Annotated in this window: 27 protein-coding genes and 1 pseudogene; 16 read left to right on the top strand and 12 right to left on the bottom strand. The window is 67.6% G+C overall.

Annotated elements, in window-relative coordinates; all coding sequences use genetic code 11:
- Window positions 1-218 precede the first annotated feature (218 nt).
- Together L6Q96_18840 and L6Q96_18835 are read right to left on the bottom strand one after the other, a co-directional pair.
- Complete coding sequence (locus L6Q96_18840; protein MCK6556610.1) at window positions 219-596, bottom strand: type II toxin-antitoxin system VapC family toxin; 378 nt, start codon at window positions 594-596, stop codon at window positions 219-221.
- On the bottom strand, window positions 593-826 hold the full coding sequence (locus L6Q96_18835; GenBank protein ID MCK6556609.1) for a type II toxin-antitoxin system prevent-host-death family antitoxin: 234 nt from the start codon (window positions 824-826) through the stop codon (window positions 593-595). The genes L6Q96_18840 and L6Q96_18835 overlap by 4 nt, the downstream gene beginning before the upstream one ends.
- Before the next feature lie 915 nt (window positions 827-1,741).
- On the opposite strand from L6Q96_18835, the gene L6Q96_18830 reads away from it, so the two are divergent.
- Both L6Q96_18830 and L6Q96_18825 read left to right on the top strand, forming a co-directional pair.
- Window positions 1,742-2,017, top strand: a complete 276-nt coding sequence (locus L6Q96_18830; GenBank protein ID MCK6556608.1) for a type II toxin-antitoxin system Phd/YefM family antitoxin — start codon at window positions 1,742-1,744, stop codon at window positions 2,015-2,017.
- Window positions 2,005-2,436: a PIN domain-containing protein gene (locus L6Q96_18825; GenBank protein ID MCK6556607.1), complete on the top strand. Its 432-nt coding sequence runs from the start codon at window positions 2,005-2,007 to the stop codon at window positions 2,434-2,436. The genes L6Q96_18830 and L6Q96_18825 overlap by 13 nt, the downstream gene beginning before the upstream one ends.
- 120 nt (window positions 2,437-2,556) lie before the next feature.
- Here the strand turns inward: L6Q96_18825 and L6Q96_18820 are convergent, their stop codons facing one another.
- From L6Q96_18820 to L6Q96_18810, 3 genes are all read right to left on the bottom strand, one after another.
- Window positions 2,557-2,979: a PIN domain-containing protein gene (locus L6Q96_18820; protein MCK6556606.1), complete on the bottom strand. Its 423-nt coding sequence runs from the start codon at window positions 2,977-2,979 to the stop codon at window positions 2,557-2,559.
- Window positions 2,948-3,235, bottom strand: a complete 288-nt coding sequence (locus tag L6Q96_18815; protein MCK6556605.1) for a ribbon-helix-helix domain-containing protein — start codon at window positions 3,233-3,235, stop codon at window positions 2,948-2,950. The genes L6Q96_18820 and L6Q96_18815 overlap by 32 nt, the downstream gene beginning before the upstream one ends.
- 485 nt (window positions 3,236-3,720) lie before the next feature.
- A complete protein-coding gene (locus L6Q96_18810) occupies window positions 3,721-4,989 on the bottom strand; it encodes a nucleotidyltransferase family protein (GenBank protein MCK6556604.1) in 1,269 nt (422 codons plus the stop codon).
- A 249-nt stretch (window positions 4,990-5,238) separates the two neighbouring features.
- Here L6Q96_18810 and L6Q96_18805 point away from each other — a divergent pair, with 249 nt between their 5' ends.
- The 5 genes from L6Q96_18805 (at window position 5,239) to scmC (ending at window position 10,332) form a co-directional block, all read left to right on the top strand.
- Window positions 5,239-5,610 carry a PqqD family peptide modification chaperone gene (locus L6Q96_18805; GenBank protein ID MCK6556603.1) on the top strand — a complete coding sequence of 124 codons (372 nt, stop codon included), beginning with the start codon at window positions 5,239-5,241 and terminating at the stop codon, window positions 5,608-5,610.
- Window positions 5,611-5,726: 116 nt separating this feature from the next.
- Window positions 5,727-5,909: a PqqD family protein gene (locus L6Q96_18800; GenBank protein ID MCK6556602.1), complete on the top strand. Its 183-nt coding sequence runs from the start codon at window positions 5,727-5,729 to the stop codon at window positions 5,907-5,909.
- Between the two features lie 100 nt (window positions 5,910-6,009).
- Window positions 6,010-7,068: a radical SAM protein gene (locus tag L6Q96_18795; protein MCK6556601.1), complete on the top strand. Its 1,059-nt coding sequence runs from the start codon at window positions 6,010-6,012 to the stop codon at window positions 7,066-7,068.
- Between the two features lie 448 nt (window positions 7,069-7,516).
- The gene (locus tag L6Q96_18790) at window positions 7,517-8,719 is read left to right on the top strand and encodes a radical SAM protein (GenBank protein MCK6556600.1); all 1,203 of its coding nucleotides are present in this window, start codon (window positions 7,517-7,519) and stop codon (window positions 8,717-8,719) included.
- On the top strand, window positions 8,620-10,332 hold the full coding sequence (scmC, locus tag L6Q96_18785) for a SynChlorMet cassette protein ScmC (GenBank protein ID MCK6556599.1): 1,713 nt from the start codon (window positions 8,620-8,622) through the stop codon (window positions 10,330-10,332). The genes L6Q96_18790 and scmC overlap by 100 nt, the downstream gene beginning before the upstream one ends.
- Before the next feature lie 330 nt (window positions 10,333-10,662).
- On the opposite strand, the pseudogene L6Q96_18780 reads toward scmC, so the two are convergent.
- A pseudogene (locus tag L6Q96_18780) lies at window positions 10,663-11,394 on the bottom strand (DDE-type integrase/transposase/recombinase).
- Here L6Q96_18780 and L6Q96_18775 point away from each other — a divergent pair.
- Window positions 11,378-11,545: a hypothetical protein gene (locus L6Q96_18775; protein MCK6556598.1), complete on the top strand. Its 168-nt coding sequence runs from the start codon at window positions 11,378-11,380 to the stop codon at window positions 11,543-11,545. The pseudogene L6Q96_18780 and the gene L6Q96_18775 overlap by 17 nt on opposite strands.
- Before the next feature lie 728 nt (window positions 11,546-12,273).
- On the opposite strand, the gene L6Q96_18770 is transcribed toward L6Q96_18775, so the two are convergent.
- Window positions 12,274-12,495 (bottom strand): hypothetical protein, encoded by a 222-nt coding sequence (locus L6Q96_18770; GenBank protein MCK6556597.1) that lies wholly within the window; start codon window positions 12,493-12,495, stop codon window positions 12,274-12,276.
- Window positions 12,496-12,735: 240 nt separating this feature from the next.
- On the opposite strand from L6Q96_18770, the gene L6Q96_18765 reads away from it, so the two are divergent.
- Window positions 12,736-12,963, top strand: a complete 228-nt coding sequence (locus L6Q96_18765; protein MCK6556596.1) for a hypothetical protein — start codon at window positions 12,736-12,738, stop codon at window positions 12,961-12,963.
- Between the two features lie 502 nt (window positions 12,964-13,465).
- On the opposite strand, the gene L6Q96_18760 is transcribed toward L6Q96_18765, so the two are convergent.
- From L6Q96_18760 to L6Q96_18750, 3 genes are all read right to left on the bottom strand, one after another.
- Window positions 13,466-14,170, bottom strand: a complete 705-nt coding sequence (locus L6Q96_18760; protein MCK6556595.1) for a hypothetical protein — start codon at window positions 14,168-14,170, stop codon at window positions 13,466-13,468.
- A gap of 157 nt (window positions 14,171-14,327) precedes the next feature.
- Window positions 14,328-14,594: a hypothetical protein gene (locus tag L6Q96_18755; protein ID MCK6556594.1), complete on the bottom strand. Its 267-nt coding sequence runs from the start codon at window positions 14,592-14,594 to the stop codon at window positions 14,328-14,330.
- A 284-nt stretch (window positions 14,595-14,878) separates the two neighbouring features.
- Window positions 14,879-15,481: a DNA glycosylase gene (locus L6Q96_18750; protein MCK6556593.1), complete on the bottom strand. Its 603-nt coding sequence runs from the start codon at window positions 15,479-15,481 to the stop codon at window positions 14,879-14,881.
- A 248-nt stretch (window positions 15,482-15,729) separates the two neighbouring features.
- Here L6Q96_18750 and L6Q96_18745 point away from each other — a divergent pair, with 248 nt between their 5' ends.
- The 4 genes from L6Q96_18745 to L6Q96_18730 all read left to right on the top strand — a co-directional run bounded on the left by L6Q96_18745 (window position 15,730) and on the right by L6Q96_18730 (window position 21,042).
- Window positions 15,730-16,941: a restriction endonuclease gene (locus L6Q96_18745; GenBank protein MCK6556592.1), complete on the top strand. Its 1,212-nt coding sequence runs from the start codon at window positions 15,730-15,732 to the stop codon at window positions 16,939-16,941.
- Window positions 16,942-17,132: 191 nt separating this feature from the next.
- Entirely contained in the window at window positions 17,133-18,269 is a 1,137-nt protein-coding gene (gene dcm, locus L6Q96_18740) for a DNA (cytosine-5-)-methyltransferase (GenBank protein MCK6556591.1), read from the top strand.
- Window positions 18,270-18,914: 645 nt separating this feature from the next.
- Window positions 18,915-19,355, top strand: coding sequence for a hypothetical protein (locus tag L6Q96_18735; GenBank protein MCK6556590.1), 441 nt, complete (start codon window positions 18,915-18,917; stop codon window positions 19,353-19,355).
- 850 nt (window positions 19,356-20,205) lie between these two features.
- The gene (locus L6Q96_18730) at window positions 20,206-21,042 is read left to right on the top strand and encodes an SDR family oxidoreductase (protein MCK6556589.1); all 837 of its coding nucleotides are present in this window, start codon (window positions 20,206-20,208) and stop codon (window positions 21,040-21,042) included.
- A 39-nt stretch (window positions 21,043-21,081) separates the two neighbouring features.
- On the opposite strand, the gene L6Q96_18725 is transcribed toward L6Q96_18730, so the two are convergent.
- Window positions 21,082-22,005: a hypothetical protein gene (locus tag L6Q96_18725; GenBank protein MCK6556588.1), complete on the bottom strand. Its 924-nt coding sequence runs from the start codon at window positions 22,003-22,005 to the stop codon at window positions 21,082-21,084.
- A 68-nt stretch (window positions 22,006-22,073) separates the two neighbouring features.
- On the opposite strand from L6Q96_18725, the gene cysK reads away from it, so the two are divergent.
- Window positions 22,074-23,009, top strand: coding sequence for a cysteine synthase A (cysK, locus tag L6Q96_18720; GenBank protein MCK6556587.1), 936 nt, complete (start codon window positions 22,074-22,076; stop codon window positions 23,007-23,009).
- The gene (larE, locus tag L6Q96_18715) at window positions 23,010-23,819 is read left to right on the top strand and encodes an ATP-dependent sacrificial sulfur transferase LarE (protein MCK6556586.1); all 810 of its coding nucleotides are present in this window, start codon (window positions 23,010-23,012) and stop codon (window positions 23,817-23,819) included.
- 46 nt (window positions 23,820-23,865) lie between these two features.
- On the opposite strand, the gene L6Q96_18710 is transcribed toward larE, so the two are convergent.
- Entirely contained in the window at window positions 23,866-24,795 is a 930-nt protein-coding gene (locus L6Q96_18710) for a DMT family transporter (protein MCK6556585.1), read from the bottom strand.
- Between the two features lie 109 nt (window positions 24,796-24,904).
- On the opposite strand from L6Q96_18710, the gene L6Q96_18705 reads away from it, so the two are divergent.
- Entirely contained in the window at window positions 24,905-26,509 is a 1,605-nt protein-coding gene (locus L6Q96_18705; GenBank protein ID MCK6556584.1) for an FAD-dependent thymidylate synthase, read from the top strand.
- Window positions 26,510-26,564 lie beyond the last annotated feature (55 nt).

The following is a 26,564-nucleotide window of genomic DNA, read 5'->3' as shown; positions in this document are numbered from 1 at the left end:
TAGAGGTCGCAGCAGCGGCCGGTAGATCCGAGAACGGGAGGGCGGGCCGTGCACCGAGCGGTTCGGTGGCAGGCTCGCCCTTGCGCGGTTGACAGATTCAGTCGGTTCCTGACCGCCGTTCTCATCTTGCAATGGTCCGACCCGGCATCACGTTGTTTCGAGGAGCCCGGCACTTGTCGACGCTCTCCGTAAGAGGACTTCCGAGACACGGCACACCGTCAGGCGACAACCTCGACGCCGTACGCGTCGAACTTCGGATCGATCGTCACCACCGGCGTGTGCAGCTGCAGGGCGGCAGCGATGATGAAACGATCACAGGGGTCGCGATGAAAAGTCGGCAGCAGTGCTGCCGCACTGCAGAGGCTGGAATCCACGGGCACTTCGGTCAGCGCGTAGCGCGCGGCGACTCTGCGCACCCACGTTTCGGGCTTCGTTGGGAGGTCGAGCTTCTGGTCGCGCCACTTCAGTGCGATCTCGAACGTGCTGATCGAACAAAACCAGACCGTCTTCGCCGCGGCGATTTGCTGGCGCGCCGTCTCGCTCAAGCGGCGGTCGCCGCTGGCGAGAAACAGGATCGCACAGGTGTCCAGGATCATCGCAAGCGCCGCGGCCAGTCTTCCTCGGCAAGCTCCTCGATCGGGTCGTACTTGATCTTGATCTTCCCGAGCCTGGCATCCGGCTGCCGCCGATCGACCCGCCGATGCGGTACGAGATCGGCGACCGGCTTCCCGTTGCGACAAATCACCACCCGCGTGCCGCGCCGCTCCACCTCTGCCAGCAGCAACGATAACGTGCTTTTCGCCTCATGAACGTTGACCGACTTCATGGGCACTGCTTAGCCCGCTTAGTCCACTTCGTCAAACGAGATCAGGTTGCCAGGCGGCGGGAAAGGGGGACGGATATCGTGGGGGGGCACGGACCGATGGTACCTTCAGTACATTTCGCTGCTGATTTGTGCCAGTGGTCCCCGCGTCCCTGAATCCCCCCTCGCGTACCGTGCCATGAGTGCCAGCGTCCCCTGACACACGTCGTCCCCTGACACACAGGGTGTGCGACGTTACGGGCTCGTACAGCGGCCATCCTGCTCCAGAAAACGCGTCGATAGACCTCCGCAGGGTAGGGTCCCGAGGAGTGAAATCCCGATCTTTCGGCATCTTGCAATGGTGCGACCCGCACCACCAGCGGATCGCGTTCATCGACCGCACCGACGTGCCGTCGCCGCAGGTGCCGCTGATGAAGTCGCGATACATGTCGTCTGATCAGCCGAGATACGACGAGCAGCGCCGGTTCGACGACAGATCTCACTGCCCTCGGGCTACATGACCGGGACGACTACTTCCCCAGCCAGCGGGAGATCGGGGAGACATTGAACCTGCACGGCTACCGGGTCGACGGCTCCGACCTGGTTCCGAAGGCGAAGCACGAAAGCGAGCGCACGATGAGTACGCTCCCAGGCCTGGACCCCACGGCCGGGCGCCACCGCGGCTCAGTGCGGCCGAGCCTTGTCCGAAACCATGGCTCCGGGCGTTGACACCGACTGCCGACCCGCCGTAAGCCTCCGCTCATGCGCCGCACCAGATGTGCCTCGCTATCGGCCAGAAGTGCGGCGCTATGCCTCCAGGAGAACAAGGGTCTCGGATCCCTCTGCGTGTCGCCCTCTGTCGCGCTCCTCGAAGAAGCGGCCGATGCGCGTCATGCGCGCCATGTTGCCGAATCAGATTCAATCAGATACCGTACGGCGATGAAAACGCTCTCGGTTACCGAGGTCGCCCGTAACTTCAGCACCGTGATCGATCGTGTGGAACACCGGCAGGAAGAGATCCTCCTTGTCCGCAATCGCCGCCGCGTCGCCCGGCTGGTGCCGGAGCCGCCGCACCAAACGGCCCTCGAAGTGTTTGGAGATCTCTACCGCACGCTCGATGAGCAGACAGCCGCAGCATTGACCGCGCAGGTCTCCGCGGCGCGCAAGCGCCGACGTGGCCGGCTGTCGGAGCTGACAAACCCGTGGGCTGGTTGATCGATACGAGCATTTGGATCGCCGTGGAGCGTGGAACGCTTGGCGCGGCGGACATTCACGCTGTGACCCGCCAAGAACCGGTGTACCTCTCCCCGGTGAACGTCGCCGAGATGCAGTTCGGTCTGGAGATGCTGCGAGCCGGGCCCTTGAAGAACAAGGCAGCCGCATCGATACGCCGCCTCCGACGCAAGCCACAGTTGCGGATCACGGTAGAAACCGCCGAGGTCTTTGGCGCCCTCACGGCGCACCTGAAGAAGGCCGGGCGTGCGGCCGACTTCAGGATCAACGACCTCTGGCTGGCAGCACAGGCAATCCAGCGTGATTTCCGGCTGCTGACCTCCAATCCCAAGGACTTCGCGGATATTCCCGGCTTGCAAATGGTCGCAATACCGTTGCGAGGAGGTGCTGGGAAAGCCTGACACCCCCCGGGAAAGGGAGAAGGGGCGAAACAGGCGCTTCGTTCCAGGATGTTCCATCGGTGACGTTTCGCGCGGGTCGTACCACGACAACCCGCGTGAGTTTCCCGACATCGGGTTTGGTCAAGCCGGTTGCCACAGCCGGAAGCCGGCGGTGGCGAAATCGTGATCGAAGCTGAGCACGGCTGTACAGCCGGTGGCGTCCATCACCGCGAAGCTCACGGCGTCGGTGTAGGTGATGACCTGATCGGACAACTTGGACAACCACCGCCGGGCGGCGCGGTGATGGGCGTCCGTCACATATTCGATGACCAATAACGGACTGGCGTCGAGCCGATCCAGAAACGTCGAGGCCGGTTGAATGCCCATGTGGAACAACAGAAACCGATGCACTTCGGCAACGACGAGGTTCGTGGTGAGCAATGCTACACGCCCGCGCATCGCCTTCCGCAGACAGCGGTCCGCCTCCGCGTGATGCGCGTCGGCCGCCCGGACCAGCGCGATCCACGCCCCGCTATCGACGAGGACGCGTTCGCGGCCGCGCACGGCGCTTCTGGTACGATGCTGGAGCCTCGGCAACGAACGTCTCCTGCAGATAGCGGTCGAACCGCTCGCTGCAATCGGGCGGCAAGCGGTCATGGACCATCCCGCTCAGGGACAACAAGGGATCATCGTCGGGCGGGCGGGTGAGGGCGCGGATGGCGGCCCGCAGTGCTTGTGACTTCGTCATGCCGCGTTCCCGCGACCAGGCGTCGAGCCGCGCCAGTTCTTCGTCGTCGACGTACACCTGCACCGGTTTCATGATTGCACCTCGCTACCATTCATGAATAGCACGGTCAATGCCTCATGAACCCAGCACGCGACGGACACGCGCCGCCGCAGAAGGAAGAATGCGGGACAGCCACCGACGCGACGGTCTCGGTTCTTTCTTCGTTTCCCGTTCCGCTTTCTTCATTCAGGGCGCGTATCGAGGGACGCCAAGCGGCTGACCCGCCTGGCAAAAGCCCCCTCGATACGCGGCCCGAGAGAAGGGCCGCTACTCGGGGTGAACGGGACCGGCGCTTTGCCGGGAGATTTCTTCACGAACTCGTCGCCCCGGGGCCAACCCACCTCTCAACCGAGGAACGCCGATCCGATCTGCTGACCGGCTTCGCGTCTCCGGTTTCCTGTCTCCGTTTTCCATTCTTCTGACCTCGCCAGTTGCGGATCGATCCCCCGTCGACCGGGTCGCTACCGGGCCGCGCGCCGGAGCGCCGGCGGCAGGCAGACCGTGGTGGCCCTTCGGGATCAGGGCCGGGCTAACCAGTCCACCAGGGCGTTGCCATTGTTCTCCCGCCGGGCCGAAACCAGCATGACCTCGTCCCGGCGCAGCAGCCGCCAGGCGCTGCGGCCGTAGCGGACGAGAACGTCCTTCAGCCGCACAGGGTAGTAGAGGTAGATCCGCCCGGAGGAAGGGGGGGCCGGGTACATGGTCGCCATGGTCTCGCGGGACGGGAACGTGAACCTGAGGAAGCCGGCCACCTTGCCCCGGAGCCCGCGGACGTTCCAGATCCGCATGAAGTTCGAACTCACCGGCAGAGAGCCACCCGTGCGCGCGCCGAAAAGCTGCTCCGTGGCCAGGGCCACGAGCCCCGGGTTGAGGTCGGCGGGGGCCAGGTCGGCGAGCACGTCGGGGGGCACGGCCGCCCCCACCCACGCCCGCGCAAGCCACAGCGTGAGGTACACGGGCTTGGTCGCCCCCCACTCCCGGGCGCGGGCGACTAACTGCTCCCAGTCCAGCCCACCCTGATCGCGCCGGATCACGGCCGCGACGTCGCACAGAGCCCTGGCTCCGATCGTTAGACGGTGGTGGAAGCAGGCGTGCAGGCACAGGTGGAGCATCAGGTCCTCGGGGGACAGGACCAACACCGGGCTGCCATTGATGTCGGCCGGCTGCGCCCTCTGCCACAGTCCGTCGAGGTCGATCCGGAAGGGGCCGCCCGGGCGCTCGATGGTCCAGTGCACCTCGATCATGGGCCCGCCGGCCTTGATGAAGGGGGGCAGCTGATGGCGGGTGGCGCATGTCGCTTCGATCCAGAAGGGCTGGGACGGGCGGTAGCCGACTCCCTCCAGCGCCTCGGCCGCCCCCGCCAGGTCGGACTTACGGACCAGCAGGTCCACGTCGCCCAGCGACCTGAGGGCCACGTTGCCGTAGACTAGCTCCGCGATGTGCGCTCCCTTGAGAGGGATGACCGGGATGCCCGCGTCCCGCAGGGCGTCGAACACCTCCGTCAGCCTGTGGTAGATCAGCGTGTTCCTCGTCGCGCACCCCAGGTACTCGTCCCGCAACCGGTCCACGACGCGTTCGGGGACCCCATCCACGCCGCCGTCCGGTCCGCTGCCCTTCAGTCGCCGGTACAGGAGAGGCCCCACACCGTGCCTGGAGGCCTGCTGCACCAGCTCGTCCCATGCGGAGTCCGGCAGGCTCGCCAGGTCGGCGTCCCACGCCGAGCCATCGCTCAGCATCGAGCAGAGCAGCAGCTCGGTCCGGGTCGGGTGATCCACGGGCATGCTCATACCGCAGCGCGACCGGCGCGACCGTTGCCGCCGGGGTCGGCCGGCGGCGTCCGCAAGAGCCCCTGCCTCAGGTACCTTAACCAGACCCCTGAATTCGAACTCCGAGCATGCGCGTGGGAGGTGCGGGCTTGTCGTCCGGTGGCGCTGTCGGCCATTCTGTTCCAGCCCCGCCCGCCCCGGGCAAGCGGCGCTCCGGTTGCCTTGACCTGCATCGGTGCCCTCTGGTACCACGCCTGCCATCGAGCCGCCATGGACGACACCGAGAACGCTTGGTCCTCAGGTATCGAGGAGCGCGCGATAGGGCAGATGGACAGGCCCCTTCCCGATCCCGCCGTCGTCTTGCGGGAGGGCCTCGACGACTGGGCCGTCCTGGTCAACCTGGACACGGCTGCGGCTCTAGCCCTCAACTCCACCGGCATCCTGGTGTGGAAGCTGGTGGACGGCAGGCGCAGCGTGGAGGACATCGTCGCCTGCGTGGGTCGCCACTTCGAGGATGTGCCCGACACGATGCCCGGAGAGGTCATGGCACTGCTGGACACGCTGGCCGAGGACGGGTTCATCGGTCGGGAGCTGCCGGGGTTCGCTTCCGGGGCACCCCGGACCGGGGCGGATCGAAGGTAAGGAGGAACCGGCTGGACCCACCTCGGCGCTATCAGGCAAACCCCGTCGTTTCCTGCGGCGACGAGGGGGATGAGGGGGCCGTCCTCTTCAACCCCGACACCGCCGACTCGGTGGTCGTGAACCTCACCGGTCGGGCGGTGTGGGGGTTCTTGGCCGCGCCGCGCACGGTGGAGGAGATTGCCGCCTACCTGACCGAGAGCTTCCGCGGGGTCTCGACCGAGCAGGCCGCGGAGGACGCGGCGGGGTTCATCCGGGCTCTGGTGCCCGGATACGTGCAGGAGATCGGCGCAGATGACTGAGGCCGGGCGCGTGCCCACGACTACCGAGTCCCCCGGGGCGCCGGAGTCCTTATTGGACCCGACCGTGCCCCCGCCGGGGGTTCGCCCCGCGCCAAGGACGGTGGAGATCTCGATCACCGGGCGCTGCAACCTGCGCTGCCGCTACTGCTTCTACGCCGACGAGATGGCTGCCCTGTCCGACCTTCCCACCGAGCGCTGGCTGACGTGCTTCGAGGCCCTGGGCCGGCTGGCCGTGCAGCGGGTAACCCTGAGCGGCGGGGAGGCCTTCACTCGCCCCGACCTGTTCGACCTGATAGACGGCTTGATCGCCAACCGCATGCGCTACGGCATCCTGACCAACGGTACGCTCCTCACCGAAAGGACCATCGCCGCCTTCGAGGAGGGCAAGCGCCGCCTGCGGCTGGACTCGATCCAGGTCTCGATCGACGGCTCGCGCGCCGAGGTGCACGACAAGAGCCGCCCACCCCACAGCTTCCACAGCGCACTGCGGGGGCTGCGCCTGCTGAAAGCCGCCGGGCTGCCCGTCGCCGTGCGGGTGACCATCAACCGCCACAACGTGGACGACCTGGAGGACCTGGCCCACCTGCTGATCGAGGACGTGGGCCTCGAGGGCTTCAGTACCAACGAGGCCGAGCAGATGGGCTCGGCCCGCTGCTACGGGCAGGACGTGGTGCTGACCGAGGAGGAACGCCGCCGGGCCATGGAGGCGCTGACGCGGTTGAACGAGCGCTACGGGGGCCGCATCGGCGCCCAGGCCGGCCCCCTGTCCCGGGCCCGGCACTTCGCCGAGATCGAAGGGCGCGTGGCCCGAGGCGAGACGGGGATCCCCGGGCGCGGCACGCTTTGCTCCTGCGGCGGTGTGTTCGCCAAGATGGCCATCCTGCACGACGGCACCATGGTGCCCTGCAGCCTGCTGCCCACCCTCACGATGGGCGTGGTGGGCGTGAACCCGATCCAGGACGCCTGGCAGCGCCACCCCTCGATCGACGCGGTGCGCCGGCGCCGCCAGATCCCCTTGAGCGCCCTGGGATCGTGCGCCGGCTGCCCCTACACCGGCTTCTGCACGGGCGGCTGCCCCGCCGTGGCGATGGCGAGGTACGGACGGCTGAACGCGATCGACCCGCTGACCTGCTACCGGGCATGGGCAAAGGATGCCTGAGCCACTATTCGCGAGTTCGTCGCATGGTGCGAAGAATTTCGGAATGCGGATTTCGGATTGCGGACGAGGGATTCATGAGTTCCGCAATCCGCATTCCGAAATCCGCAATGGGTTGCGGGCGCCAGCCCGCGCTGAGGAGAAGGAGGAGAGCATGCACAAACAGCCGCCGGCCAGGAAGGGCACCGGGACCCGGGACACCCGACCGCGCTACGAGCCGCCCCGCGCGCTGCGCATGAGCGCCCTGCACGCCGGGACCGGCTACTGTGCGCCTGGGAGCAACGGTGATGGGCAATGCTCTACCGGCACGTCCCCCACGTCAGGACAATGCGGGGTCGGCGATTCGGCCAGCTGGGACTGCGCTCCGGGGAACTCCCCCGATTGTTCTATTGCTGGGAGTTCCTTTTAGTGACCAACCGACCGGCCCGACAGGGGCGTCGGAGGGCGATACGTGTCCCTCTGTGACTTCACCGAGCAAGGCTCCCCGGACGGGACGGAGCGTCCGGCCCCCGGCCTGCCCGAGGGCGTGCCGGCCCTGCGGACCTTTTACCTGTACCTGTCCACCAGCTGCAACCTTTCCTGCCGCCACTGCTGGATCGTGCCGCGCTTCGTTGACGGACGGGCGGACCCCGGCGACGTAATCGACCCCGCCGCGCTGCGGGCGGCCGTGCGGGAGGCCCGCCCGCTGGGCCTGCACAGCGCCAAGCTCACCGGGGGCGAGCCGACGCTTCACCCCCGTTTCGTCGAGATCGTGGACATGCTCACGGCCGAGGGGCTGAGTCTCAACATGGAGACCAACGGCACGCTGCTCACCGCCGAGCTGGCGCGCTATCTGAAGAACGAGACCAGCGTGGGCTTCATCTCGGTCAGCATCGACGGCGCCGACGCCGCCACGCACGACGCCTTCCGCCGCGTCCCCGGGGCCTTCGACGCCGTCCTGCGGGGCTTGGACTTCATCGTCGGGGCCGGCTACGCCAACGCCCAGGTGATCATGTCGGTGCACCGCGGCAACCGCGACCAGGTGGAGGAGGTGGTCCGCCTGGCCGCCGCGCACGGCGCCCGCTCGGTGAAGTTCAACCCGGTCACCAACACCGGGCGGGGCGCCGTTATGCACAGGAGCGGGGAGGGCCTGGACTTCGAGGAGCGAATGGCCCTTGCGCGCTACGTCTACGACGAGCTCGGGCCGCGCCTTGAGGCCGAGGGGCTGCCCATCTCCCTGGTGCTCAACACCGCGCTGGCCCTGACCCCGATCCACGAGCTGATGCGCCGCAACGGGCGCACCGGCGACTGCGGCGTGCGCGGCATCCTGGGCATCCTGGGCGGGGGCGAGATCGTGCTCTGCGGCATCGGGCGCACGGTACCCGAGCTGGTCTACGGGCGGCTGGGGAAAGGCAGCATCCGCGAGATCTGGCTGACCCACCCCACCATCCTGGAGCTGCGCCGGGTCCTGGCCGATGCGGAGGGCTTCCCCGGCATCTGCGGCGGCTGCGCCCTGGCCGAGCGCTGCCGCACCGGCTGCGTGGCGCAGAACTTCGTGGACGGACGCCGGCTGGTGTGGCCCGACGCCCTGTGCATGGAGGCGGAGCGGCGCGGCGCCTTCCCGGCCACCCGGCGCAAGCCCCCCGTGAGCGGGCGGGGCGCCTCGTGCGAGTGACCGATCCGCCCGGCCTGACCCTGGCGCTGGCCGACGGGCGGCGCTGGCTGATCCGGCCGGGGGACGAGCGGGCGGGGGTCGTGGTCGCCGCCCTGGGCGCCGCAATGGGGCTCGCGGCGGGCGGCTCCGGGCGCGAACTGGTGGCGGTTACCAGTGAGGACAACCGCGCGCCGCTGCCAGATCCCAGGGGGGACGGGCCGCTCGTCTGTCCCCTGCCGGCGGAGGTCGGGGGCGACATGCTGATGATCCAGATGAACCGCCTGGCGCTGCTGATCGCCCGCGACGCCCACCAGCGCGGCGGCGTGCTGCTGCACGGCGCCCTGGCCGCCTACCCGCAGGGCCGGCCAGGCGGCCAGGTGCCCGAGGGCCCCTGCGGGGTCGTCCTGGCCGGGCCGGGCACGGTCGGCAAGACCACCGCCAGCAACCGCCTGCCGCCGCCCTGGCGCTCGCTGAGCGACGATGCCGTGCTGGTGGTGCGCGACGACGGGGGACGCTACTGGGCGCACCCCTGGCCGACCTGGAGTCGCTTCCTGGCCGGCGGCCCCGGCGGCTCCTGGGAGGTGCAGCACGCCGTAGCGCTGGGCGCGATCTTCTTCCTCACGCAGTCGCCCGAGGAACGGGTGACCCCCCTCAACCGCGCCCAGGCCGCGGCCCTGCTGATGGGATCGGCGCAGCAGGCGAGCGGCCCGCTGACGCGCGGGATGGAGGAGTCCGCCGTGAGGGCCGTCCACCGTGAGCACATGGATGCCGTGCACGACCTGGCGCCGGCCGTCCCGACCCGCATGCTCCACCTCAGCCTGGACGGCGCGTTCTGGGAGCAGATGGAACGAGCGCTGTCCGGGGACGGGGACCGGAGGGGAGTGCCCGGAGCCGGAGGGAGCAGTGAGAGCGGGAGGCGGGGCGCGGAGGTCGGCCCGCCGGGGGGCCCTTCCTTCGATCACGATCCCTCCTGCCTGCTCGTGGCCTACACCGGTCCCAGCATGAACCCCACCCTGCGCGAGCCGGACCTGCTGGAGGTGCGGCCCTACGGCGAGCGGCCGGTGCGGGTCGGCGACGTGATCCATTTCCTCTCACCCACGAGCGAGCGCTGGGTCGTCCACCGCGTGGTCGGCCTCACGCCCGCCGGCGCCCGTACCCGCGGCGACGCCAACGCCTCAGCCGACCCCGGCATCTTGCCGCGCTCGGCGATCGCCGGCCGCGTGGTGGCGGCCCAGCGGGGCAGGAGGCGGCGGCGCATCGCCGGGGGCTTGGGCGGTGTGACGGCCCGGCACGGAGCCCGGGCCCGCCGCGCGGCCGACCGCCTGAGCCGACGGCTGTTGCACGGCGCGTACCACGCCCTGGCCCGCACCGGGGCACTGCGACGCCTGCTGCCGCCTTCGTGGAGGCCGCGGGTGCTCGCCTTCCGAGCTCGGCACCAGGTCCTGCTCAAGCTGGTGATCGGCCGGCGCGTGATCGGGCGGTACGAGGCCCGGGAGGAGCGCTGGCACATCCGGCGGCCCTACCGCCTGTTCGTGGACGAATCGGTGCTGCCGCGGGCCCTCGGCCTCCAGCCGGTTCCCCGGGCGAGATCACGAGATCAGGTTCCCTCGACCAACGACCCGAGTTCGTTCTGAGAACCCGACCGGCGGGTGCCGGTTTGTTGGGCCAATGAACATAGATCCGTTCGGCCTGAGTAGGGCCGGTCTTTTCAGGGCCCGTATCGAAGGCCACCCCCTTCGAAAGGCGCGTCGATTCATTGGTAGCCCCGAGGGACCCACGCGGGTGTCGGAACGTGTCAATGAAAGTGAGACACTCTCCATGTGAATTTACTGTACCGCCGGCGGCGGCGCGGGGAGCGTGGAGGCGCTCGCGGCGCTGTTTTCGGGGGTACTCGTACCCTGTCCCGCCTCGAGATCGTGGCGCTGAGAGGCTCCTGTGCAGTCGTTTTCCGCAGTGAGGCCCGGCGAGCCGGGGCGGGGCGGGTTGATCCAGACCGCTGGGAGCAGGAGGGGCGGCTGTGGCTGGCGGCCCTTGAAGCGCTGCGGGTGGAGCGCAAAGGCGCGCGCGAGGGTGGCCGCGCGGGCGGTCCGTACCGCGGGTGCCTGGCCGTCATGCACCACCGCCGGAGTCAGGAAGCCGATGCCGCTGTGGTGGTGGGCGGTGTTGTACCAGGGAAAGAAGACCCGCCCGAAGGCGAGGGCGTCGGGCAACGAGCCGAAGCGTTCGGGAAACTCCGGGCGATACTTGGCAGTCTTGAACAGCGCCTCGCTGAACGGATTGTCGTTGCTGGTGTAGGGTCGGCTATGCGTCCTGGTGACGCCGAGGTCGGCCAGCAGCTGGGCTACCCCTTTGGATGTCATGCTGGCGCCGCGGTCGCTGTGGACGGTGAGCTGGTCGGGCACGATGCCCTGGGTGGCGCAGCTCTGCGCGATCAGGCGGCGCGCCAGGCCGGTGGACTCGCGCTCGGCGATCAGCCAGCCGACCACATAGCGGCTGAAGATGTCCATCAGCACGTAGAGGTAGAAGTAGGTCCACTTCGCCGGGCCGCGCAGTCTGGTGATGTCCCACGACCACACCTGATTCGGGGCGGTGGCCAGCAGCTCCGGCCTGAGCGCCGCCGGGTGCACGAGCTGGCGGCGGCGCTCCCGGAGCTCGGCATGGCGGTCGAGGACGCGATACATGGTTCGCGCCGAGCAGCGCTATCTGGCCACCCAGCTTGGGACATCCGACAATCAAATCCAGCGACTCCTCGACCCGTCGATCTTGAACAAGAACCTCGAGCAGTTGTATCGCATCGTGCTGTTGCTCGGGCTCGAACTGGAGTGGCGGATCAAGAAAGCAGCCTGAGCCTCCGCCCGTCATGCTTGCTCATGCGCAAGATGCCCTCGCTGGAATCGCGTCCAGGGAGCCCGTTCCTCACTGTCAGGACTACACACCTGGCGCCGGTGCGACACGGCGCCTGCGTCGCAGCGCCAGGCTTCCGCTCCGTACACGTACTCAGCGAAGCGGTACACGTACTCGTACACGGACTGAGGGCACGCAGCGATGAAGTTGGACCACGAGCGGTTGGAAGTTTACGAGGAAGTAGCCGTGTACGAGTACGTGAACGAGTACGAGTACGGAGGAGAGGCCGGCTCGGCGGCGCCTGAGACGCAGCGTTAGGCTTGAACCGATCGGGGTCGGAATCGGAATCGAGGACGACATGAGCTTCGGCCACGAGCGACTTGAGGTCTACCGAGCAGCCATCGAGTCCGCCGGCCGGGTACACCAGGCAACGGATCGATGCCGATTCTGACCCCGAGGGGAAGTCGCTGCCATGGAAATGCCGAACGAGACGCTCCATCAGACCGGCACCAAGGGGCCGAGCGGTCCGGCGCCGGCTGGTGGGCTTCGGCGTTAGGCTTCCGTTCCGTACACGTACTCAGCGAAGCGGTACACGTACTCGTACACGGACCGGGGGCACGCGACGATGAAGTTGGACCACGAGCGGTTGGAAGTTTACGAGGAAGTGCCCGTGTACGAGTACGTGAACGAGTACGAGTACGGAGGAGAGGCCGGCTCGGCGGCACGGATTGTCAGGCCGAGGCGAGTGCTTGCCACAGGGTGGCGATTTGTTGTGCGACCGGCGCGAACTCGCGGCGGCGCACCCACAGTTCGACGTCGTCTGGCAGGCGCAGGTAGACGCCGCGGGCGACGTGTTCGCCGGCGGCGAGGAAGTCGCGTTTGTGGTTATTGCATGCAGGATCGGTGGCGACGAGGTTATCGATGCCGTTATCGGGGTAGCGGGCCCCGGGCACGAAGTGGTCGATTTCAGCGGCCCCGGCGATGGGGGCGAAATGGACGCGCTAACGGGTAATCCGGCCGCTCCCGGGGACGGTTTCGGAAGTACATCAGCCATGTAGGCTGGTGAGACCAGGGTTCCACTTCGCGCCTGGCGGCAATGGAGTTCGGCCTTGCGGGCGGGAGCTGGAGACCTGGATGACGCGGGGGCTGTCTGTAAACTTGCGCGACTTTGCACTGGGGCGCATAGTGCGTTCATGCATGCCGCCGTTACTGGTTTCGTTCGTGGCAGCACGGTGACTCTCGACGAACCGGTCCCGCCTCTGGAAGGTAAGCGAGTTCGGGTGACGCTCGAGCCGCTTCGGTCTGAAGAAGTGGAGATCGAGCTGTCGGCGGAGGAGCAGCATCGTATGCTTGGCGAGTGGGCAGTGCACGGACCGCAGGGCCCGCTGGATGCCGACGAGGTATGGCCAGACGAGAGCTGAAGCGGGGCGATGTGCGCTGGTACCGGTTTTCCTCGCCAGACAAGCGCCGCCCAATCCTGGTTCTCGGAAGGGATTCGCTGCTTCAGTCGGCGAGTGATCTTGGGCAACTTGGCGGGGTCGCACCTCTGCAAGCTGCTGGAACGGTTGGATTTTGCCCCGGATTGCCGACGGTATTCCGGCCTATGGGCTCGTTTTCACCCCGAAAAACGCCGCGGAGAAGGAGTGCGCGGCGACATTGCCGCCCCTTGCAGCGGCCATCCTGCGCCAGAAAGCGCGTCGATAAGCCTCCGCAGGGTAGGATCCCGAGCACCGAAATCCTGATGTTTCCCCATCTTGCAATGGTGCGACCCGGCACCGTTGTTCATCTGACGCTGGACCCCGGCTTCCGTCGGGGTGACGGACTCGGCGGGTTCCCCATTGGGTCGCGGGCGTCAGTCCGCGCTGAGATGGCCGCGTCCGGGTGCGCGAGCCGTTCCTGGACGCGAACCAGAAGCAAGTGCGCTCAGGCCCGGCGGCGCCGGATGGCCCATACGGCCACAGTCGCCAGCACCAGCGCGAGGACGGCGACCACGCCGGGCGATGCAGCCGGTACCACGGTCCCCAGACTGATCAATAGCGGGTCGCCGCTCTGCTGCGTGCAGGTGTCGCGGACGTATATCCGCGTTCCCGCAACCAGGGGCGGCGTCACCACAACGGTGAAGAAACCCTGCGCGCTCACATCGCCGGTGCCGATCACCTGATCCTGCGGCCCTCCGCACCCGGCGGGATCGCAGAGCACGATGCTGATGCAGTTGTTACCGGGCGTCTGATTCGGGGCGGCCTCCCCGCTTACCGCCGTGGAGTCGGCGTTCGCCCCGCCGCTGATCGCCGGCGGTGGAACGGCCGCCGTTGCCGTCGCGGTCGGCATTCCGATCGACGGGCTGGGGGACGGTGGGGTGCTCGTGCTGATCGCCTGCGCCGTCGGGGTCGCGGTCGGCATTCCGATCGACGGGCTGGGGGACGGTGGCGTGCTCGTGCTGATCGCCTGCGCCGTCGGGGTCGCGGTCGGTATTCCAATTGACGGACTTGGCGTTGGCGGCGTGCTCGTGCCGATGGCCTGCGCGGTAGGTGTCGCGGTGGGGTCCTGCGCCACCGAGGGTGCGGCGGTCACCAGAGCGGTGAAGCAAAGGAGACTGATGTTGAAGACGAACAAGCGCCGATTGGCCATCACGCGGTTCCTCCACGGTCGGGCCCCGATCGCGTCCACGATACCCACGCTGCGGGGGCTCAAGAAAAGATCGCCGGGACTATGCCCGCGGTCGCCATCGAAGTAAACCCCAAATGCCCCGGGCGCCGGGGCCTGGGTGCGCGCCGGGCGGGGCCGATCAACGGCGCGGCGGAGCGCCGGCGTAGCGAGCACGCGGCCGGATAGTGCGGCCCTCCTGATATTGCTCGAGGCCATGACCGATCCAGCCGACGACTCGCCCCACACCGAGCAACGTCAGCGGCGCACCCCGCGGCAAACCGAGCACCCGACACAGGGCGACCACGCCGAAGTCGACTGTCGGACGCTGCTGCGTCACCTCGTAGACCGCCGCGGCAACCGCCAGCGACAGGTCCAACTCGCGACTCCCGGCCGCTTCCGAAGCCACGAGGTCGGGGTCTGGCGGGGTCGCACCTCTGCAAGCTGCTGGAACGGTTGGATTTTGCCCCGGATTGCCGACGGTATTCCGGCTATGGGCTCGTTTTCACCCCGAAAAACGCCGCGGAGAAGGAGTGCGCGGCGACGTTGCCGCCCCTTGCAGCGGCCATCCTGCGCCAGAAAGCGCGTCGATAAGCCTCCGTAGGGTAGGATCCCGAGCACCGAAATCGTGATGTTTCCCCATCTTGCAATGGTGCGACCCGGCACCGACCCGCCCGGGAGGGCGTGCCGCCACTATCCTGTCTGCCGTCTGGCGTGCCCGGCGATGCGCCGCGGCTTCGGCTTCGGGGTCATGGGCGCGAGCTGGTGCCGCGCCGCGTAGTCGCACCGGCCACTGGTGCGGAACGGGCACGCAGCACACCGCGGCCGGGACGGGGTGCACACCGCCGCAGCGAAATCGAGGATGGCGTAGTTGTACTGCTGTGGGTGGCGGCGATCGAGGCACGCGTCGATGGCCTCTCGCACCGGCTTGCGACGCCGGGCCTCCGGGTCGGTCGGTAATCCGAAGATTCGTCCGATGAGGCGCACGACGTTGGTGTCGACGATGCCTCTGGGCTCCCGACCCGCGAAGCACGCGACCGCGTTCGCAACGTAGTCGCCGACGCCGGTGAGGCTCTTAAGGTCCTCGACATCGCCGGGGACGCGCCCGCCGTACCTGGCCGCAACCTCGCGAGCGAGCGAAACAACATCGTCCGCGCGCCACGCCAACCCCAGTGGACGGAGCACACCGCGCACCTCGTCAGGATCTGCGGCCGCAAGATCGTCCATCGTGGGGTACCGCCGCAGAGCCTCTTCGTACACGCCAACCACCTGATCGGCTCGAGTCCGGCGCAACATCAACTCTGCGAGAAGCACACGGTAACGGTCGCGTTCTCCCCGCCACGGGTAGACCCGCAATCGGGTTTCAGACCAGACGCGAAGGATGCGCCGAAAGACGCCGATTTCTTTCCGAGTCAGGGTCACCCAACTGAGAATACCTGAATTGCCGACACTCCCAAGAGTGCGTCGATAGCACCCAGAGCCCGGCTCTGGTACGCCAAGCTCGGAGGAGAGGCGCTGTCACCCCGGACGGCGCAAGGAGCCCGATGACGGAAAGGCTGTCCCGCTACTTCGTCGCCTTCGCGTATAAGCGCCTCAGCGCGGTCGAGGTCGACACGAAGCGCTCCAACCAACACGAGTTCAACGGAGTCGCGACGCTCAAGACCATTTTCGGGACCGAGCGTCGTCAGATGCCGGCTCGGTTCGTCTACCTTGCCGAAGAGGATGACCATTCGGCAACCGCCGCTGGGTCGATAACCTGGTACGATGCTCGCAAGCGGCACCCCTCGCGGTCTGAGCACCGCCTGTACTTTCCGACGACCGACGTGTCAGAGCGCGCGGCGGAGGGCGATCTCCTCATCGTCGCCAAACGCCCCGGCGGCGACGTGCTGGTCGTGATCTGCGCGCGAAACTCGTCAGCCGAGCGGCAGATTTCGTGGTTCTTCGGAGTTTCCGAGCTGATCGAAGGCACGTTCCGGGCGGAGGCGGTCCAAGGCGACAGGGACACCGAGTTCAAGTTCTCGCACCAGTACGTCCTGGATCAGCTTGGGATCGAGAGCGACGCTACCGACGAGGACCTGCTGGAGGAGATGCTGACCCGATTCGGCGGCACGTTCCCGAGAACCGTTGAGTTCTCTGCCTATGCCCGTTCGAGAGCGGGCGAACTGGCCGCGATCGAAGCGCCCGACGCCACCCTCACGCGGCTGATGCAGTTCGAAGAGCGGCTGTTCCGGACACTGGAGCGCCGCATCGTGGGCGCACGGCTCAAGGACGGGTTCGGAACTGACGTCGACAAGTTTGTCGAGTTCTCCCTCACCGTTCACAACCGAAGGAAGTCGCGCGTCGGGTATGCACTCGAACACCACGTCCAGTACGTACTCGAGCAGCATCGGCTGACCTTCTCGCGCGGCCGAGTCACGGAACACCAGGCCAGACCCGACTTCGTCTTCCCCGACATTACCCGATACCGGGATCCCAACTTCCCGCCCGAGCGGCTGACCGTACTCGGCTTGAAGTCCACCTGTAAGGACCGTTGGCGTCAGGTACTGTCCGAGGCTGCTCGCGTGCATACGAAGCACCTTCTGACACTTGAGCCGGGGATCAGCGAAGCGCAGACGGCGGAGATGCAGGGGAACTTCCTTCAACTCGTCGTGCCGGCGGCGATTCACGACACCTACACGCAAGCCCAGCAACGCTGGCTGTTAACCGTCGGCGACTTCATTAAGGAAGTGCGAGTTCGGCAGGATGAGCACCAGTGAGATAAGGCCTGGCCCAGAGGGCTCACGGCCCCCTTGTGCCGCAACCACTTTCGCCCTATATTCGCCCCGGCTTCCGGGCCGACGGAGTCTGCGGCCGGGTGGAGGAAGGATGGGCTGGCACGGCGGGACGGTCTGGTGTAATCGGCGGGGTACCTTACTCGACAAGGCTTGGGTTGGGGGACGGTGAGGAGATGAGCGGACGCGGCGGGTGCGGCGGAACCTTTACATTCATTGACCTGTTCGCTGGTATCGGTGGAATGCGCATGGCCTTCGAGGCCCTGGGGGGTCGCTGCGTCTTCACCAGCGAGTGGAACCGGTTCGCGGTGGAGACGTACCGCGCGAATTTCGACTGTGCCCACCCGATCGCCGGCGACATCCGGGAAGTGCGGTCGGATGACGTTCCGGCCCACGACGTTCTTGTCGCCGGATTCCCCTGCCAGCCGTTCTCGATCGCGGGCGTTTCGAAGAAGAATGCCCTCGGTCGTCCGCACGGCTTCCGCGACGCCACCCAGGGGACCCTGTTCTTTGAAGTCGCTCGGATTATCGAGCGCCATCGTCCGCGGGCCTTTTTGCTGGAGAACGTCAAGAATCTCGTCACCCACGACCGGGGTCGAACGTTCCGGGTCATACTGGACGTACTGGAGCAAGAGCTCGGCTACCAGGTCGACTGGAAGGTGCTGGACGCGAGAGGATTCGTCCCCCAGCATCGTGAGCGCACCTACATCGTCGGATTCCGGGACGAGACGGACTTCCGCTTCAGCGATCTCGACCTTCCGGATCCGATGCACGGCCCGCGGCTGGCCGACATCCTCCATCCCGAAGACGGTTCGGAGGATCCCGAATCGCCGTTTACCGAAGGCCCGCATGGGAGAGTTGCGGCGAAGTACACGCTGACCGAGCACCTGTGGAACTACCTCCAGGCTTACGCCGCGAAGCACAAGCGCCAGGGAAACGGCTTCGGCTTCGGCCTTGTCGGCCCGAACGACGTGGCTCGGACACTGTCGGCCAGGTACTACAAGGACGGCTCCGAGATCCTCATTCGGCGGAGCCGGGGATGTCCGCGCCGGCTGACCCCACGAGAATGCGCGCGTCTGATGGGGTTCGATCGACCGGAGAAACGACGCTTCGTGATCCCGGTCTCAGATACGCAGGCGTACAAGCAGTTCGGCAATGCCGTGGTCGTGCCGGTCGTGAGCCAGATCGCTGCGGCTATAGTTCGGCGGAACGCCTCGTCCGGTGGCCGCTCTCTCGCGAACAGGAAGAACAAACGAGGCCAACTTCCCTTGTTCCGCGGCAATGAACACGCCCTGCGCATCGCCGTTGGCTGATCCGGCGGCGCCCGAGCGGTCGCGGGTCCGTCCGATCGGCAAGCGCACCCCGTCAACGGACGATGCCGCGAAGCCAGAGCATTCGGACGACCCGCCCTCCCTTAATCCCCAGCGGGACGGGTACCTCACAGGCCGAAATGGGCGGCCCTCAAAGCCCGGGCATGGCGCACCCGCCGTTTCCCGCCTCACTGGTCCACGATGGAGTGCCTTCACCCGAAGTGTCCCTTAGGCAGCAGCGCGAACACATGGGAACAGGCGCTTGCCAACCCACGCCTGCACCTGGGACCGGAGCATCTGCGCCGCTTCGCTCAAGCGCTTGGCAGCCCCACGGACGTTTCGCATGCCCTCGACACGGTTCCAGCACAGATCTTCGTGTCTCGGCGGTTCCGCTGCGTCCTGGAACTCTGCCCCTGTCTGTACGCTCAGCTTCCCGTCAGGGTATCGGCAAAGGCGGTGGTTCATCTCTGTGAAGTGACCCTCGGAACGCGGATCGTCTCATCCAACGTGGTTCAGGCGTTCGAAATCCAGCACCCCAAACGACCCGACACACCGTTCAGACACCCTCCTCGCCAGGCGGGGGCAGGGGGCGGAGAAGTGATGGAGGCCCTCTGCGGTGAGGTGCTGAAGAACCATGGGGTGCCCCACATGGCCCTCGACGACCACGGTTGGCCCCAATGGGGCGCCAGCGCCCACGTGTCCCTGAATCGAGGCAAGTTCCGCCGGCTGAAGCTTTACGGGGATTTCCTCGTGCCGTCGGCCCCCCACAATCTCCTGATTTCAGTCAAGAGCGAGGCAGCGCGCGAGCGCCTTGTCCTGTCGGGCAATCGCCTGGAATCGGTCGGCTTCGGGTTCTTCAGCGCCGCCGATGAGTTCTGGAGTGAGGAACGGCTGAACCTTCTGAAGCGTTGGGGATTTGTCGCCATCTACATGCCAACCAACACCCTGAATCGCCTGAACGACGAACTGAATCGCACCGGACGCCGGCGTCTGGCCACGAATATCAATGGAGGAGATCTCTTCCGGGACCTGACAAGTTTTGGCGGCGACATGGCGCGTGTGGCAGGGCGGGTTTCATTCGACCTCTGAAAGGCCCGAGACGACCGCAGGCAACCCCCCGGGGCACCCACCGACCCACGACCCGAACACCCCGCGGACCCTTTGTGGTCCCCTGGGGTCCCCCGGGGTGGCACCTCTGCAAGTGACTGAACAACCAGGAAACAGGGCTCCGCAGCGGGCGGATTCTGCGCTTAGGGAGATAGTTTCAGCCGCGGAATCGCATCCGTAGGCGACCGTCCCAGGAACTGACAGGAACTGACGAGACACCCACGTGCGCGCCCCGCAACCGTGCCCGCACGTTCGCAATCGGCAACCGGGCGCGGCGGCGGTCTGATTCAGCGCCTTCACGAATCGTCGTCGCATCATGTGGGGGCCCTGAGATCCACGTATTCGGCGTGACGACACACGCGCGGGGTCAATCGGCGCCGGGGTTGCCGGCCACTCGGCGCCGTCCTCCGTGTGAGGACGCGGACCCCGGGGGGGCCTTTTCTCGCGACGGCCCGCCGTGACAACTCCACGTTGCCCGTTCGCGGGTCAGGCGCCCCCCTGACGCGACCTGCTGGGCACGCGACGTGGCGGGTGCGACATGGTGGGTGTCCAACCCGTTTCCACCCTGCAACCCGTTTCCCCCCCCTGACGCGACCTGCTGGGCACGCGACGTGGCGGGTGCGACATGGTGGGTGTCCAACCCGTTTCCACGCGACGTGGCGGGTGCGACATGGTGGGTGTCCAACCCGTTTCCACAACCCGTTTCCAACCCGTTGCGTCCGACCCGTTGCGACGTGCCCGGCGCGCCCGCGTCGCGCACCGATGCAGATCGGTGCGCTCCAGACTGCCCCCCTTTTGCCTTTCCGCGACTCGCTTCCTACACTCCGCCGTCATGAAGACGATTCCGGACCCGCTCGCGACGTTCGCTCCCGATCTCTTCCGCGGCAAGACCGCCCTGGTTACCGGCGGGGGGCGCGGCATCGGCCGGCAGATCGCCCTGGCCTTCGGACGCCTGGGGGCGAATGTCGTCATCGCCAGCCGCAAGCCGGAGAACCTGGAACCGACGGCCGCGGCCCTCGCCGCCATGGGCGTCCCGTGCCTGTCGATGCCGACGAACATTCGCGAGATCGATCAGGTCGAGGCACTGGTTGACGCCACGCTGAAGCGGTTCGGCGCCATCGATTTCCTCATCAACAACGCCGGCGGCCAGTTCCCGGCGCGGCCCCAGGACATTACCGACCGCGGATGGCGCGCCGTCGTCGATCTGAATCTCAACGGCACGTGGAACATGTGCAGCCGCGTCGGCCCGCGCATGATCGAGCGCGGGTTCGGTGCGGTGGTGAATATCGTGCACATCTTCTCGTTCGAGCGCGGCGCCCCGTTCTTCGCCCACTCCGGCGCGGCCCGCGCCGGCGTCGTCAGCATGACCCGCTCCCTGGCCTATTACTGGGCGCGCCACAACGTGACGGTCAACGCCCTGGCGCCCGGCACCGTGGCCACCACGGGGGTGCGCGAAGAAGAGTTCGCCTATGCCGAGGCCAGCGACTACGAATCCCTGGCCGTAAAGGACATTCCGGCGCACCGACTTGCCGACGCCGACGAGGTCGCCGCGATTACCCTGTTCCTGTGCTCGCCGGGCGCGCGGTACATCAACGGCGCCAGCCTGATCGCCGACGGCGCCGCCTACATGGAGAACTGGACCCGCTTCTGGGATCCCGAGGTGGTGTAACCGAGCGCGCGGGTCGTCGTGCGTCGCCACCCGCGGGGCTCACACGAACACCTCCAGGGCGTGCAGCACCCGCTCCACCGGCAGGCGGTGCACACACAACACGCCCGGGCTGCAGACCGGGCAGGTTTCCGGCGCGTGGAGCACGCGGACGCGCGGCCCCCGCGGTGCCCATGTCCGCGGGTCGCTGTCGCCGAAGAGCGCCACCGTTGCCGTTCCGAGGACGCCGGCCAGGTGACTGATACCGGCGTCGTTGCCAAGGTATACCGCCGCGCGGCGCAGCAACGCCGTCGCCTGCGGCAACGACAGCCCGACCAGCGTGGGCTGACCGAGATCGACGCCGACCGCGGTATCCTCCTCCACCGGGCCCCGCAGCACCACCGCCGTTCCGCCGTGCTGCGCCCGCCAGATCGACAACAACGCCGCGAAGCCCTGCCAGTTCTTCGCCCGACTCCCGCTCCCCGGCTGCACCACCAGCAGCGGGCCGCGCGCTAAGGGAGCGGCCTCGATAAACGCTCCGTCCGACCGAAACAGCGTGGTGGGAGGGATCTGCGGGACCACGCCGGCGCACCGGGCGTAGTACTCGACCGCGTGTTCACCGGGACGCAAGTCGCGGAACGGATAGACGTGGACGTTGTCGCCGGCAATTTCAGCCAGGCGCCTCGCGAACGTCGAGTCGCCGAACCCCGACCACGAATAGGCCGCGGCCCTCCCGCCGAGCAGAGTGCGTGTGCCCGGCCGCAGCGGTGCGCCGGCGGCGAACAGATCGGCGATCTCGCGACGATCGACGGCGACGCCGGCAGCCCCGGGAAGATCGACCAGATCGAGCAGGGAGGGCCGGGCAACCAGCGTCAGCGGATCTCCGTGGCGTGCGTGCAAGGCGAGTACGGCCGGCAGTGCACAGATGAAGTCGCCCAGTGCGCCGGGGAAGAGAACCAGTGCGCCTTTACGCTCAGCGTCTTTCATGACCTCGAATTGACTTGCCGATACCTCGCCGATACCGTTCCCTTATTCCCCGCACGACGCAACGACCGATGAGCGAAGGCACCGCCAGAACCTGTCTCGATCTGATCGGCAACACTCCGGCGGTGCGGCTCAATCGCCTCCCGGGCGCGGGAAGTGCCGAGGTGTGGGGCAAGCTCGAGTCGATGAACCCCGGAGGCAGCGTCAAGGACCGCATTTGTCTCGCCATGATCGCGGCGGCGGAGCGTGACGGACGCTTGCCGTCCCGCGGCACGATCGTCGAGCCGACGAGCGGCAACACCGGCATCGGACTCGCATTGGTTGCGGCGGTAAAGGGATACCGCGTGGTACTGACCATGCCCGATACGATGAGCGAGGAGCGGCGCAGCCTGCTGACGGCTTACGGCGCCGAGTTGGAGTTGACGCCCGATTCGAGGGGCATGCACGCGGCGATTGCGCGGGCCGAAGCGATCGCGGCGGAGACGCCGGGAGCTTTCATGCCGCAGCAGTTCAACAACCAGGCCAATCCGGACGTGCATCGGCGAACCACGGCGCAGGAGATCCTCGACGCCTTCGATCGCATCGATGCCTTCGTTGCGGGCGTGGGTACCGGCGGAACGCTCACCGGCGTCGGCCAGGTGCTGCGGCGCGAGCGGCCGGGGGTGCGGATTGTCGCGGTCGAACCGGCGGCGTCGCCCGTTCTGTCGGGGGGGCAGCCGGGCTACCACAACATCCAGGGCATCGGCCCGGGCTTTGTGCCCGCGGTGCTGGACCGCAGCCTCATCGACGAGATCGTCTGCGTCACCGACGACGAGGCCGCCGAGTATGCGCGCCGTTTGGCCCGCGAGGAGGGCATCCTGGTCGGACCGTCGGCCGGGGCCAACGTGTGCGCCGCCGTTCGGGTGGCTCGAAGCCTCGGCCCCGGGCATGTTGTCGTGACCGTGCTGTGCGATACCGGCGAGCGTTACCTGACGACCGACGTCTTCTTGCGCGCCGAAGGCATCTGAGTGCAGACGAAACTCGACAAACTGCGCGCCCGATTGCGCGAGTTGGGCAGCGTTCTGGTCGCCTTCTCGGGCGGGGTCGACTCGAGCTTCCTGCTGCGCGTCGCCGTTGCCGAACTCGGCGAGCGGGTGGTCGCGCTGACCACGCGTTCGCCCACGGCGGTGGACGAGGACTTTACCGCCGCGGTCGCGCTGGCCGGGGAACTCGGCGTCGTGCACGTCGTCGTCGAGGCCGACGAGCTGGAAATCCCCGGCTACGCCGCCAACCCGACGAATCGCTGCTTCTTCTGTAAGAGCAACCTGTACGAGATTTGCGCCGCCGAGGCGGAGCGCCGCGGCATCGAGCATGTTGCCGACGGCGCCAACCTCGACGATCTCGGCGACTACCGGCCCGGGTTGCAGGCCGCGGCGCGGCAGGCAGTGCGCCATCCGCTGGTCGAGGCGGAATTCACCAAGGCCGATATTCGTGCCGCCAGCCGCGAGTTCGGCTTGCGGACATGGGACAAACCATCGAGCCCCTGTCTGTCGTCGCGGTTCCCTTACGGAACCGCGATCACCCGCGAAGGTCTCGCCCGCATCGCCGGCGGAGAGCGCGTGTTGCGGCGTCTCGGGTTCGCCGAGTGTCGCGTGCGCTTTCACGACACCGTTGCCCGGATCGAAGTGCCGGCCGAAGCGATTTCCCGGCTCGTACAACCGGAGGTACGCGCCGAGCTGCTGCGCGAGCTGAAGGCGCTGGGTTTTCTTTACGTCGCCGTGGACCTGCAGGGGTTTCGGAGCGGGAGTTTGAACGAGGTGCTGGGAAGGCCGGGTTAGCGCGTCAGGTTGTCGAGTTAGCCGGTGAGGAGATGACCCGGACCGACTACGCCGGTCGGCGCTTCGTTCGCGTCGTCCAGTACACTCCCGCCAGCACCGCGGCGCCGCCGGCGGCCTGGGCGGGCCCGAACGGTTCGTGGAGCAGCGTCGTCGACAGCGCGGCCGTCAGCACCGGAATCAGGTAAATGAACACCACGGTGCGCCCGACGCCGACACGGCGCACACCGACGAGAAAGAGCTGACCGGCAAGCACCGACGACAGCAACGCCATGGCGGCGATACCGGCGAGGGCGCCCGGGCTTGCCGAGCCCAGTCGCAGCAGCGAGCCGCCGGGAAGAGCGGCGACGGCCAGCACCAGGGCACCCAGAGCGTAGACGAGGAAGTTGACCAGCGCCGGGCTCATGCGAGTCACGGCGCGCCGCGACGCGAGGTTGAAGGCCGTCCAACTCAACGCGGCGCCAAGGGCGACGACGTCGCCGACATTGAAAGCCAGGTTGCGCACGACCTCGAGATCGCCGTGCGTGATGACGATCGCCGCACCGGCAAGCGCGAGGACCACCCCGGCGAGGCGGTCGCGCGATAGTGGCTCGCCGATCAACGGCGCCGCCAGCACGGTGAAAACCGGGTTCAGGGCGATCAGCAGCGAAGTGTTGGCGGCGGTCGTGTGCACCAGCGCCACCAGGAACAGCCACTGGTACGCCATGCCGCCGCACACGATCATGACGGCCAGAGCGCCCCACGCCCCTCCGGCGTGGCGCAATTCGCCGCGCTGTCGCGCCGCAAACGGCAGCAGCATCAGCGCCGCCAGCACGTAGCGCAACGCCGCAACGGGCAACGGTGGCAACTCGGCCATCAGCAGCTTGCCGATGACGAACGCCGACGCCCAGCAGGCCGACGACACCGCCAGGCCGACGTACGCCAGACGCTCCGCGGCGACGTCCACCGCCGGCGTCGATACGGCCGAGGTCGAAGTCATACGCCTGTCGATACCACTGGCACCGGGTTAGGACGAGAGCGGTTCCACGGGCGGAGAAACGCGCTCTCGCCCTTCTGCGCCGAATGTGGCACAAGCAGCGCGCACACTCATGACGGCGATGGCGCGAGACGAGTTGACGGCGGCGGAGCGCGAGGCGCTGGCGCCGTATTTTACCAACCTCGACGGACCGGTTTTCGCCCTGACCAACCTGCCCGAAGTGGTCAAGGGCGCCCTGTTCGCACGCTACTCGCGATCGGCGAAGTCGCTGCGACGGCTGTTCCTCGAAGAATTCCTCGACCGCGTCGAGCCTGCCGGTCCCAGCGTGCTGCCGGAGCCCGCCGTCGGGGTCGGTCGCGCCTCGACGCTGTACGAACGCGTGTTTCACGAATACGGCGACGACTCCGTCGCCCAGCTCGGCGGCGCCCACCTCGCCTGCGAAGGGGCGTCCAACGTGCTCACGAAGATCCTCGAATGGGGTCGCCTCGCCGCTTACCTCGAGCAATCCACGCGCTACATCTCCTACGCCGACCGCGTCGGCGAGCGCTGGAAGTACCTCGTGCCCGCCGAGATCGAGTCCTCGCCGCTGCGACCCGCCTACGTCGCCGCCCTCGACCGGGCCTTCGCAACTTACGCCCACTGGATCGAGCCGATGGAACGTCACTTCGAAGCCCGCTTCCCGCGCGCTGCCACGGACCCGGAAACCGCGTATCGCCGTACGCTGCGGGCCAAGGCGCTCGACACGCTGCGCGGCCTGCTGCCCGCAGCCACGCAGTCCAACGTCGGCATTTTCGGCTCGGGGCAGGCGTACGAGGCCCTGTTGCTGCGCATGCGAGCGCATCCGCTGCAGGAAGTGCACTGGTATGCGGAACGAATGCTGGCCGAACTGCGCACCGTCATGCCGGCGTTTCTGACCCGTGTCGACCGCGACGATCGGGGCGGCGCCTGGAGCCGCTATCTCGCAGCGACGCGCGCCGCCACTGCCGAGGTCGCGGCGCGGCTCCTTGGCGACGTCGCCGCGGAGGAGCGACCCGAGGTGGTGCTGACCGAATTCGACCCCGAGGGCGAAGTCAAGGTCGTTGCCGCCGCTCTTTACGCCGTCTCGCACCTGCCCGACGATCAACTGCTGGCGCACGTGCGCCGCATGAGCGCGGGGGAACGCACCGCGGCGCTCGTGGCGTACATCGGGACCCGCGGCAACCGCCGCCATAAACCCGGCAGGGCGTTCGAACGCACCGGGTACCGGTTCGACGTGCTGACCGACTACGGGGCCTTTCGCGACCTGCAGCGCCACCGGCTGGTCACGGTCGAATGGCAGATGCTCTCCCCGCGTTACGGCTACGGCGTTCCCGAAGCCGTCGTCGAGGCCGGCGGTGCCGCCGACTGGCACGCGGTAATGGAGACCTGCGGCGCCGTCGCCAACGAACTGCAGGCGGCGGGACTGCCCGAAGTCGCCCAGTACGCCGTGCCCATGGCGTATCGGGTCCGCTTCTACATGCAGATGAACGCCCGCGAGGCCATGCACGTGATTGAGCTGCGCACCGCGCCGCAGGGCCATGCCGCCTACCGCCGGGTCTGTCAGGCGATGCACCGCCTGATCGCCGAACGGGCGGGGCATCGCGCCATCGCCGCGGCGATGCAGTTCGTCGATCACTCCGCCGTGGAGCTCGAACGAATGGCGGCCGAGCGGCGCCTCGCCGAGCGCCGTGGCGAGTGAGCGGCACGACGGTGCCCCCGGGATAGCGAACCCGACTCCGATTCGTTCGGGCCGA

The organism is Candidatus Binatia bacterium, from assembly GCA_023150935.1.
In the GTDB taxonomy this organism is placed as follows: domain Bacteria; phylum Desulfobacterota; class Binatia; order HRBIN30; family HRBIN30; genus JAKLJW01.
Note: the sequence above shows the minus strand (reverse complement) of the source record. Positions and strands in the feature narration are given on the sequence as shown.